This window comes from Brevibacillus sp. FW301-21C12A, from assembly GCF_058788915.1.
In genome coordinates this window covers 133,781-144,764 of record NZ_JBYTBG010000009.1, presented here as the reverse complement: position 1 = coordinate 144,764, position 10,984 = coordinate 133,781, and the positions used below count along the sequence as shown (strand labels likewise).

At 53.0% G+C, this 10,984-nt stretch carries 12 protein-coding genes; 11 read left to right on the top strand and 1 reads right to left on the bottom strand.

Annotated features, from left to right (window positions below):
* The 3 genes from AC3WQH_RS08740 to AC3WQH_RS08730 form a co-directional block, all read left to right on the top strand.
* Positions 1-453 (top strand): hypothetical protein (locus tag AC3WQH_RS08740; RefSeq protein WP_492331986.1); only part of this gene is annotated, 453 nt, incomplete at its 5' end.
* 10 nt (positions 454-463) lie between these two features.
* The gene (locus tag AC3WQH_RS08735; protein WP_005826558.1) at positions 464-847 is read left to right on the top strand and encodes a hypothetical protein; all 384 of its coding nucleotides are present in this window, start codon (positions 464-466) and stop codon (positions 845-847) included.
* 123 nt (positions 848-970) lie between these two features.
* Positions 971-2,029, top strand: coding sequence for a peptidylprolyl isomerase (locus AC3WQH_RS08730; protein ID WP_221842073.1), 1,059 nt, complete (start codon positions 971-973; stop codon positions 2,027-2,029).
* Between the two features lie 77 nt (positions 2,030-2,106).
* Here the strand turns inward: AC3WQH_RS08730 and AC3WQH_RS08725 are convergent, their stop codons facing one another.
* Positions 2,107-3,174: a superoxide dismutase gene (locus tag AC3WQH_RS08725; protein WP_197186986.1), complete on the bottom strand. Its 1,068-nt coding sequence runs from the start codon at positions 3,172-3,174 to the stop codon at positions 2,107-2,109.
* Positions 3,175-3,343: 169 nt separating this feature from the next.
* On the opposite strand from AC3WQH_RS08725, the gene racE reads away from it, so the two are divergent.
* The 8 genes from racE (at position 3,344) to clpX (ending at position 10,914) form a co-directional block, all read left to right on the top strand.
* Complete coding sequence (racE, locus tag AC3WQH_RS08720; RefSeq protein ID WP_007782495.1) at positions 3,344-4,156, top strand: glutamate racemase; 813 nt, start codon at positions 3,344-3,346, stop codon at positions 4,154-4,156.
* Between the two features lie 103 nt (positions 4,157-4,259).
* Positions 4,260-5,312, top strand: a complete 1,053-nt coding sequence (locus AC3WQH_RS08715) for a GerMN domain-containing protein (RefSeq protein ID WP_197186987.1) — start codon at positions 4,260-4,262, stop codon at positions 5,310-5,312.
* Positions 5,313-5,524: 212 nt separating this feature from the next.
* Entirely contained in the window at positions 5,525-6,286 is a 762-nt protein-coding gene (gene rph, locus AC3WQH_RS08710; RefSeq protein ID WP_007782491.1) for a ribonuclease PH, read from the top strand.
* Positions 6,279-6,872: an XTP/dITP diphosphatase gene (locus tag AC3WQH_RS08705; RefSeq protein WP_005826547.1), complete on the top strand. Its 594-nt coding sequence runs from the start codon at positions 6,279-6,281 to the stop codon at positions 6,870-6,872. Before rph ends, AC3WQH_RS08705 begins: the two co-directional genes overlap by 8 nt.
* Before the next feature lie 45 nt (positions 6,873-6,917).
* On the top strand, positions 6,918-7,442 hold the full coding sequence (locus tag AC3WQH_RS08700; RefSeq protein ID WP_005826546.1) for a metallophosphoesterase family protein: 525 nt from the start codon (positions 6,918-6,920) through the stop codon (positions 7,440-7,442).
* A gap of 142 nt (positions 7,443-7,584) precedes the next feature.
* Positions 7,585-8,877 (top strand): trigger factor, encoded by a 1,293-nt coding sequence (gene tig, locus AC3WQH_RS08695; protein WP_005826545.1) that lies wholly within the window; start codon positions 7,585-7,587, stop codon positions 8,875-8,877.
* Positions 8,878-9,046: 169 nt separating this feature from the next.
* Positions 9,047-9,628: an ATP-dependent Clp endopeptidase proteolytic subunit ClpP gene (clpP, locus tag AC3WQH_RS08690; RefSeq protein WP_005826544.1), complete on the top strand. Its 582-nt coding sequence runs from the start codon at positions 9,047-9,049 to the stop codon at positions 9,626-9,628.
* Positions 9,629-9,648: 20 nt separating this feature from the next.
* On the top strand, positions 9,649-10,914 hold the full coding sequence (clpX, locus tag AC3WQH_RS08685; protein WP_005826543.1) for an ATP-dependent protease ATP-binding subunit ClpX: 1,266 nt from the start codon (positions 9,649-9,651) through the stop codon (positions 10,912-10,914).
* Positions 10,915-10,984: the final 70 nt, after the last annotated feature.

The window sequence follows — 10,984 nt, the reverse complement described above, 5'->3', positions numbered from 1 at the left end:
GTTCTTTCGACAGCTATCGTTACATTTAACAATACGGTTGGCATGAATCATGGGGATGCTCCTGATTTGGGATTGGGAGCTGCTGGTGCGGGGGCAGCAGTAGGGACAATTAGAAATCCAGGTAAAAATGTTGCAAACGGGACGGGTAATGAATTTAATAAAGCAAGTTATCAGAAACCTACAGCCAATAAAACAACATTATGGGATATTACTAAGAATAGTAAATCTATGGTAAAGGCTAATTATAAAGGGAAGCCTATCAATGTTTATGAGGATTCCAATGGCCTTTGGTGGGCAAAGGATTTACAGGGTGATGGAGGTTCAGCATTTAAAGTATTTAAAAGATCAGGTAAAGAATTAAATTGGTATAGAGATGCTGATCCGTATGGAAATTTTATTCCTCTTGATTCAAAGCATAAAGGCCCTGTGGGATTAAAACTAAAAATTCAGTAGGTGTTAAGATATGTATTTGGGAGAAAAAGATGCAAAAAAATTAATATCATTAGGCTTTAAGAGAACATACTATGTGGATGAAATTGCACCATTTGATATTTACAAGCTTAACGATGATGAGTGGTGTGTAGGTGGGAGAATTATTCCCGATGAAATATTGTTATCACCCGAAGAAGTTTATAAAAATGGCTTATGGCTTCCAAACATCTATGACTTAATGTTATGGCTTGAGAGAAACGAATTTAAGTATATTTTAAGTCATAATTATGAAGGTTTATTATACAGAATCGAAGTCTTTGATGAGGATAAAAATATTCTAGTGAAAGCAAAAGGAGGCACAGTAGAAAACGTCTTATTTAAAGCGATTAGTAAATTGTTGGAAATGAAAATATAGAACTATATATAACTCGAAAGCCCCAAACGAGTAACCAACTACTTGTCTGGGGCTTCTTTTTTCCTCTATATGCAGCGCGAACAATATTGATTTTGTGGAACAATTAACAGAATAGAAGATTCTTTGGCATTATGTGTCGTCCAGCAAGTATCAGCAAGCGCCACTCACGATTACCGCTCCGAAGTCCAGTCCCACCAATTTCGCCCGCACAGTGGGGACAAGCAGGAGGTAGCAGATTTTGCCCAGGCGCTGGTGAAGCATCGGGCGAATCCGGCTGAGCTGGAGAAGCTGCTGGCCAAAGACTCGTTGAACCATTTTGCGATGCAAGACTATGTAAAAGGGTTGGCGCTGTTCAAGTCCGTTCAGGTCGTCGAGGCCGTGCCGGAGAAGCTGTACACGGTGACAAAGGAAGATGCCTACAACAATTACCGCGCCATCGTGAAGTTCAAATATGTCGGCTATACGGCAGACAACAGAGTGATCGAAAAAACAGATTGGATCGGCCTCGTCAAACGCGGCAGTATGGACGGGGCCGCCTGGCAGGCATGGGGCGTCATCTGGCAAGATTCCGGGATCGATGTGTCCGATGTGAGGCTGATCCAGCTCGAAAAGCCGCAAAAAGGAGAAGAAATAGGCGTGATGACCACAGATGCGGGGGTCATCAAGCTCAGGCTGTTTCCGGACAAGGCTCCGAAAGCGGTGGAAAACTTTAAGACGCTGGCCAAAAAAGGCGCCTACAACGACATGATTTTTCACCGGGTCATCAACGATTTCATGATTCAGGCAGGCGAACTGACAGGGCCGGATGGCAAGGAGCTGCCGAGCATATACGGCCAAGATTTTGAAGACGAGTTTAACCGCGACCTGTTCAATTTCCGCGGAGCGCTCAGCATGGGCAACGCGGGACCCAATACGAACAGCACACATTTTTATATCGTACAAAGTCCCAAGGTAGATCAGGAGTACCTCGATCTATCCGCGCTCCCATTGAATGCAGAAGCCAAGTACAAGGAAATAGGCGGACGGGCCTACCTGGACAACCGCCACACGGTATTTGGGCATGTGTTTGAAGGGATGGAAGTCGTCGACAAGATTGCCGCGCAAAAAACGGATGAGGCGGCAAGGTCGCTGAACAATCCGGTGAAGGTGCAGAAGATCGAGTTTGTCATTTACAATCCGTAAACGCAACAGAAACCAGGTACCCCCTTTCAGCCCGATGCTTTTGGGAGAACAGGGGGCTTTTTGCGAAAAAAAGCAGCTCAAAACGGTTCCCAGCGCAGTTTCCGCGCCTGCTGGAAGCGCTCCTGCACGTAGGGCCAATGGACGATGTTCCACCAGTTTTCCACGTATTTGTCCCGCTGGTTTTGATACTGGAGAAAATAGGCGTGCTCCCAGACGTCCAGCACGAGCAGCGGGACCGTATCCCATTGCGCCAGGTTTTGATGCTTTTCCGCCGTCAAGATTTCCAGGTGCTGGGCGCGCGGTGACCAGACGAGGATCGCCCAGCCGGGGCCTTCCACTTTTCTGGCTGCCTGGGAAAACTGCTGCTTGAATGCGTCAAAAGACCCGAAGTACCGCTGAATCGCATCAGCCAGGTCGCCTGTTGGCGTGCCGCCTCCGTGCGGGCTCATGGAAGGCCAGAAAATCGTATGCAAATAATGGCCAGCTCCGTTAAAAGCCAGCTCGCGCTCCCAGTGGCGAATCAAGTCGTAGTTGCCGCTTTGGCGGGCTTCGACCAGCTTTCGCTCCGCCGTATTCAGATCGTCTACGTACTTCTGGTGCAGCTTCTCGTGATGAATGCGCATCGTCTGCTCGTCGATATACGGCTCAAGGGCGTTCGGCGCGTACGGCAGCGGGGGAAGCGTATGACGGCCAGGGGCGACGGGGCGTGCGACGCGAACCGGCTCGCGTGCGGTGTCTCGTACGGCCTGGTAGGCAGCAGGGGCGGGGATGGCGGCCTGGTTCATCTGAGCGGGTGTGACTGCGAGCGCCTCCTGTGCTCCTTGTACCGCTTCCGTTTCCAAAAGCTCCTCGTGCGCCATTGTCGGCTCGTCGAACCGTTCATCCTCCGTAAGCTGGGCCAGCCGCAAAAAATGGTGGAACTGCTCCTGTACTTGCTCTGCCCGCGCGATGAGCGCCGGGAGCAACTCTATTGCTTCGGTCTTATCCATCCGCGTAGCCTGTCTTCCTATTTTGGTAAAAGATTCTTCAAATTTGTGCAGATGCCGCTCCAGCTCCCGGTTCAGTGTTTTTTGTCTCCGCAAATGATCGATCCATTGGCAGCCCCACTGACTCCAATCCAGCAATTGCTTGGTTTTCTCTTCCAAAAAAATTCCTCCTCACTTGGGCGCATCTCATTTTCAGATTATGAACGCAGCCCAGAGAAGGTGCGACATTCGCGGAGTACAAGAAAATTAAACTCGGCATATGGTAGTAGCACAAATGTTTGAGTGGTATGCTGTACTATATTCATTACAACAGGGGAGACACATTTGCATGAGTAGAGATGGAGCGATTGCCGTCATTGATTCAGGAGTGGGAGGATTGACCGTAGCCAAAGAAGTCATGCGTCAGCTACCCGAAGAAACGATCATCTACGTAGGAGACAACGCGCGGTGCCCGTACGGCTCCAAGTCCCCGGAAGAGATTCGGACATACAGCTTTCAAATGATTGATTACGTCATGAATACGCCGCTCAAGGCGCTGGTGATTGCCTGCAATACGGCAACAGCGGTCGTCCTGGAGGAAGCGATGGCTTATTTGCCGCTGCCGGTGATCGGGGTGATCGAGCCGGGAGCGCGTGCAGCCGTTTCGGTGACCAAAAATGGACGGGTTGGCGTGATCGGAACCGAGATGACGATTCGCACGAAAGCATACGAACGTGCCCTCTTGCGTGCCGAGCCGGATTTGTATGTGGTGGGCAAGGCTTGTCCGGCGTTCGTGCCGCTGGTGGAAAATCATCAGGCGAACTCGGACCAGGCGCGCATGATCGTAAAAGAAGCATTGGCGCCTTTGCTCGCGGAGAATCTGGACACTTTGATTCTCGGCTGTACCCACTATCCGCTCTTGGCGCCCGTGATCCAGGAGGTCATGGGAGAGGGCGTCCGGTTAATCAGCTCCGCCGAGGAAACAGCGCGCGAGTTGTCCGTCCAGATCGCTCCGTTGGCTGGTCGCGGACAGCAAGAGCCGGGCCAGCATCTGTTCGTCACGAGCGGAGACGCTGAGCGCTTCCGGACGATCGCCGAAGAGTGGCTGGCCAGCAAGGTGAACGTCCTGCATCACTCCCTGGAAAAATCGGTACAGCCGTAAAAACGCGGCTGGCTGTCCTTTTTGCCAGACAAACTTTCAACGCATAAACCCAAGCCCTGCTCGTATACATGGTAGTACAAAGTGTCTGGAGGAGGCTGGGGAAATGAAGATGGGACACATAGGCAAAATGACGGCCGTTCTGGGGGTAAGCGCCGTGCTTTTGTCGGGCTGCGGTCTGTTTGGCCCGGAATCGGAAACGAGCAGCATCGACGCACCGCCACAGTCACAGGTTTCAGCCGATCAGCCAAACGGTACAGTTTCACCCGATGTCGCCGTCCAAGGCAGCGAGCAAGCGGTCCAACAGACAAGTGACAAGACCGTCTATCTGCTCGACGCAAACGGCTACGTCGTACCGGTGTCGCTGACGCTTCCGAAATCAGAAGGTCCTGCCAAGCAAGTGTTGAGCTACATGGTCAAGGGCGGGCCTGTCGAGAGCATGCTGCAGGGAGGCTTTTCAGCCGTGCTGCCGGCAGGGACGGAAGTGAAAGGATTGGTTATCAAAGACGGCGTGGCGACGGTGGACTTTTCCAAAGAGTTCAAAGCGTATGAGGAAAAAGACGAGAAAAAAATTCTCGACGCAGTGACGCGGGCGCTGACCGAGTTTTCCAACGTCAAGACGGTGCAAATCTGGGTGAACGGAACACCGCTTACCGAGATGCCGGCCGCCAGCACGCCGATTACGCAGTTGGACCGCAACCACGGGGTCAATCTGGAGCTGGCGGACGGAGCGACACCGGGCAATACGTCAGCGGTCACGGTTTATTTCCAGGGGCAACTGGATGACAAGCGCACGTACTACGTTCCGGTCACCCGTCTCGTTCCGGAGACAGCGGACATCGCCAAGGCGACCGTGGAGGAGCTTATCAAAGGGCCGAAGCAAGGCTCGCAACTGTTCAGTTCCCTGCTGCGGACGACTCGCGTGCTGGACGTAAAACAGGAGAAAGACCTGATTACCGTCAACCTGAGCAGCGACATTCTCAAGTACGACGACGGCAAGGAAGCAAGCCCGGAGGCGCTGCAATCCCTCGTGCTTTCCTTGACGGACTCGACGGGAGCCAAGCAGGTGCAGCTTCTCGTCGAGGGCAAACCGCTTGCCAGCGGCGATTTTACGAAGCCTGTGAGCCGTCCGTTGCAGCTCAATCCGATCGCGTTTTAATTCCGTCAAGCCTGCCTACCCACGCCCGAATGTTGCGAGCGTGGTTTTTTCTTTTCCAAACATTTTTTCGCGCCCCTTTACCGCCAAAAAAGAGTCAACCGAATATTTGCAATTGCTGTAAATAAGGCAGAGTCGTTTGGGCAGTGGCAGATCGTTTCCTGCCTCTGGTATAATGAGCGGAGTGTATCAAAGCGATTTAGGAGGAACTTGGAATGAGAGTGGATGGCCGTGCCCATGACCAGTTGCGCCCAGTAACGATTACGCGCAATTACATTAAACACGCAGAAGGATCGTGCCTGATCGAAGTCGGAGACACCAAGGTAATTTGTACGGCAACTCTGGAGGATCGGGTACCGCCTTTCATGCGTGGCGGCGGGAAGGGCTGGATCACAGCCGAGTACTCCATGCTTCCCCGCGCGACAGCGACCCGCAACGCGCGTGAGTCTTCCAAAGGCAAGGTCGGAGGACGGACGATGGAAATTCAGCGTCTGATCGGCCGCGCGCTGCGTTCGGTGGTGCATCTGGAGGCGATGGGAGAACGCACGATCTGGCTGGATTGCGACGTGATTCAGGCGGACGGCGGTACGCGCACCGCTTCCATCACGGGCGCGTATGTGGCGATGGTCGACGCGATGCAAAAGCTGGTGGAGAGCGGCGTCTGGAAGCAACTGCCGCTGAACGATTTTCTGGCGGCGACCTCTGTTGGGGTGATCGGCGAAGAGACCGTGCTGGATTTGAACTACAAAGAAGACTCGACAGCGACGGTGGACATGAATGTCGTCATGACAGGCAAAGGCAAGTTCGTCGAGCTGCAAGGCACCGGCGAGGACGCGCCGTTTTCCCCGGAGCAGTTGCAGGAGATGATCGCGCTTGCGAAAATCGGGATCGGCAATCTGATCCAGAGCCAGAAGCAGGCGCTCTCTGATGTTCCCCTGACGTTTGCCGAAAACGTAGCGGAGGAAAGCCATGTCTGATCGAAAAAAAGTCGTCCTGGCGACACGCAACCAGGGAAAAGTGAAAGAGTTCAACCGACTGTTTGCCGATTACGGCTGGGAAGGCATCAGCCTTGCGCAGTACGAGGGCGTGCCGGAAGTGGTGGAGGACGGGGACACGTTTGAAGCCAATGCGCTGAAAAAGGCAATCGAAATCTCTACATACTTGCAACTGCCGGCTCTTGGCGACGACTCCGGGCTGGAGGTGGACGCGCTGGACGGACGCCCGGGCGTCTACTCCGCCCGATACGCCGGGGAAGAAGCGACAGACGAACAAAACTGGCGCAAGCTGCTGCACGAGCTAGAAGACGTGCCGATGGAGCAGCGCACCGCGCGTTTTCGCTGCACGCTGGCGCTGGTCGTTCCGGGCGAGGAGCCGATTATCGCGACGGGCGCCTGTGAAGGGCTGATCGCTCGCGAGCCAAAAGGAACAAACGGCTTCGGCTACGACCCCGTCTTCTACATTCCTGAGCTGGAAAAAAGGATGGCGGAGCTTTTGCCGGAGGAAAAGAACCAGATCAGTCACCGGGCCAAAGCGATGCAGAAGCTCTTGGAAGTGCTGAAATAGCGGGCGCACAGCCTGACAGAAGAGAACACGGGAGAGTGAGGCGCGATGGGCATTCTCGTCGTAAGTGACAGCCACGGTCTTGTCCGCGAAGTTGCTCAGGTGGCAGACCGACATTCGGTCGACAAAATTTTGCATTGCGGCGATTTTTGCGTCGACCACAAGCGCGAGCCGTTTTCCCGGATGACGCTTGTGCGAGGCAACTGTGATGCGACTTCTGAGGTTCCTGTCGAGCAGCAGACCAACTGGCGGGACCTGCACATCCTGCAAACGCACGGGCACCTGTTCGGAGTCAAAAGCTCGCTCCTTCGCCTGCATTACCGGGCCGAGGAAGTCGGCGCAAACGTGGTCGTCTTCGGTCACTCGCACGTTCCGGCCTGTGGCGTGGAGCGGGATATTCTGTTTTTGAATCCGGGCAGCCTGCAGTTGCCGAGAGGTTTTGACGTGCCGACCTACGCGATCATCGAGGAGACGGGCGTCACGCCAAAAACGGTTCAGGTGGCCGTCACCTTTTACGACTACCAGGGCAACGTGGTGCGTGATTTGGGCGGAAGCTATTCGATTCGGCGCTGAATCGAGTGGCTTCTTGTCAAATAAAAGATTTATGCTATACTAGAATGGTTATAATGGCTAGAATATTATCATCCGAGCCTGCGAAGATACCATGGCGCGGCTGGCGATGTTCTGTTGATTCGATTTAGGAGGGGAAGTTTACGTGGCAGCAAATTGGGAAAAGGTAGAGAATAACCAGGGAGTCCTGACGGTTGAAGTAGATGCTTCGCAAGTAGACGCAGCATTGGATCAAGCGTTTAAAAAAGTTGTGCAAAAGGTTCAGGTTCCAGGATTCCGCAAAGGAAAAGTACCGCGCAAAATGTTCGAATCCCGTTTTGGTGTGGAGTCTCTGTACCAAGACGCGCTCGATATTCTGCTTCCAGCCGCTTACGGACAAGCTGTTCGTGAAACTGGCATCGAGCCGGTAGATCGTCCAGAAGTAGACGTAGAGCAAATGGAAAAAGGGAAAAACCTGATCTTCAAAGCTACTGTAACCGTGAAGCCAGAAGTGAAGCTCGGCGACTACAAAGGTCTGACCATCGAAGAAAAAGACTTCACTGTGACTGACGAGACCGTGGATGCTGAACTGAAGCGCATGCAAGAGCGTCACGCTGAACTGGTAGCAGTAGAAGAAGGCGCTGCCCAAGAAGGCGATATCGTTGTCATTGATTTCGAAGGCTTCCAAGACGGTGTTGCATTCGAAGGCGGAAAAGCAGAAGACTACTCTCTGGAACTGGGTTCCGGCACTTTCATCGCTGGCTTTGAAGAGCAACTCGTAGGTCTTGCTATCGGCGATGAAAAAGAAATCAAGGTAACCTTCCCGGAAGAGTACCATTCTCCTAACCTCGCTGGCAAAGAAGCGGTATTCAAAGTGAAATTGAACAGCCTGAAGCGCAAAAACCTGCCAGTGCTGGACGACGAGTTCGCAAAAGACGTGAGCGAGTTCGACACGCTGGAAGAGCTGAAAGCTGACACCAAGAAAAAACTCGAAGAAAAAGCTGCGCAAGAAAAAGAACAGTATGTTCGCGAACAACTGGTTCTGAAAGCAGCGGAAAACGCGGAAATCGATCTGCCGGCTGTGATGGTTGAGCACGAGCTGGACCAAATGGTGAACGAGTTCGGCCAACGCCTCCAATACCAAGGCATGACACTGGAGCTGTACTACCAGTTCTCCGGTATGGACGAAAGCCAACTGCGCGACCAACTGCGTGCAGATGCGACCTCCCGCGTGCGCACATCTTTGACACTGGAAGCAATCGGCAAAGCGGAAAAAATCGAAGCGACAGAAGAAGATGTAACCGAAGAGCTGAACAAGCTGGCTGGCGTTTACGGCCGTCCTGCTGACGAGCTGCGCAAAATCTTCACTGCCCAAGACAACATGCTGGCACTGTACCGCGACGTGCAAATTCGCAAAACAGTCGATTTCCTGGTTGCACAAAGCAAAGTAAGCGCATAAGCTTAGGAAGAACGCATGATTGGCCAGTGGTCAGGCTCTCTTGGCCACTGGCTGTACCAACTACAAGGCACGATGCACTCGTGCCTTGTTTTTCCACCATCGACTTTTTGGTAAAATCCTTCTCAACTAAAGGGCGACCCCTTTTACCGCAAAGGAGGAAAGATACATAATGCTGATCCCAATGGTCATCGAGCAAACAAGCAGAGGCGAGCGCTCCTACGATATTTACTCGCGCCTCTTGAAAGACCGGATTATTCTGCTCGGCACGGAGATTGACGATGAAGTTGCCAATCTGGTAGTGGCCCAACTGCTCTTTTTGCAGGCGGAAGATCCGGAAAAAGACATTTCGCTATACATAAACTCTCCAGGCGGTTCTGTAACAGCAGGTATGGCTATCTACGACACGATGCAGTACATCAAGCCGGATGTGTCCACGATTTGCGTGGGCATGGCTGCCAGCATGGGAGCGTTTCTCCTCGCTGCTGGCGCCAAAGGCAAGCGCTTTGCTTTGCCAAACAGCGAAGTGATGATTCATCAGCCACTCGGAGGCGTGCGTGGACAGGCAGAGGACATCCGTATTCACGCGGAATGGATTCTGAAAACGAAGCGCCAGCTTAACCAGATTTTGTCCGAGCGTACAGGTCAACCGTATGAGCGGGTCGAGCTGGATACTGATCGCGACAACTTCATGAGTGCAGAAGAAGCCAAGGCCTATGGATTGATTGACACGATTATCGAACGCAAAAACTGACCCGTTGTGAGGTGAAGCGCATGTTTAAGTTTAACGACGACAAAGGCCAACTGAAGTGCTCCTTCTGCGGCAAGTCCCAGGAACAGGTGCGCAAGCTGGTAGCCGGTCCTGGCGTTTACATTTGTGACGAGTGTATCGAACTGTGCAACGAAATTGTGCAGGAAGAGCTGGGCACGGAAGAAGAAATCGACATGAAAGAAATTCCGAAGCCTGTGGAAATCCGCAAAATCTTGGACGACTATGTCATCGGCCAGGACTTGGCGAAAAAATCGCTGTCTGTAGCGGTGTACAACCACTACAAGCGGATTAACTCCGGGGCGAAGATCGAGGATGTGGAGCTGCAAAAGTCCAACATTCTGCTGATCGGGCCGACAGGTAGCGGGAAAACATTGCTCGCGCAAACGCTGGCGCGCATCTTGAACGTGCCGTTTGCGATCGCGGACGCCACCTCTCTGACGGAGGCCGGCTACGTGGGCGAAGACGTGGAAAACATTTTGCTCAAGCTGATCCAGGCTGCTGACTACGATGTGGAAAAAGCCGAAAAAGGCATCATCTACATCGATGAAATTGATAAAGTCGCACGCAAGTCGGAAAACCCTTCGATTACGCGCGACGTTTCCGGCGAAGGCGTGCAGCAGGCTCTCCTGAAAATTTTGGAGGGCACGGTTGCCAGCGTTCCACCGCAAGGCGGACGCAAGCATCCGCATCAGGAATTTATCCAGATCGACACGTCGAACATTTTGTTCATCTGTGGCGGTGCATTCGATGGGGTAGAGCAAATCATCAAGCGTCGTCTGGGCAAAAAGGTAATCGGCTTCGGCGCTGATTTTGCCGATGGTGTCAAAGGCGATCTGAAAGCGGGCGAGTACCTCAAGTACATCCTGCCGGAAGACTTGCTGAAATTCGGCCTGATCCCAGAGTTCGTCGGCCGTTTGCCAGTTCTGGCTACATTGGAGCCGCTGGACGAGGAGACGCTCGTGCGCATCTTGACCGAGCCGAAAAACTCGCTGGTGAAGCAGTATCAAAAACTGCTCAGCCTGGACGGCGTCGAGCTGGAGTTTGATGCCGGCGCCCTCCTGCAAATTGCCAAAGAGGCGATCAAGCGCAATACCGGTGCGCGCGGACTGCGTGCCATCATCGAGCAGATCATGCTCGACATGATGTATGAGCTGCCTTCCCGCGAGGACGTGACCAAGTGCGTCATCACGGAAGAAACGGTGCGCGACAAAGTGAAGCCGCGCCTTATGACCAAAGAAGGCCGCGAGTTGCACGGCGAAACTGCATAATCGTTGTTTGAGCGAACCATCCCGCTTTTGCGGGGTGGTTTTTGTTTTTTCAAGAGACGTTGCTACCTTC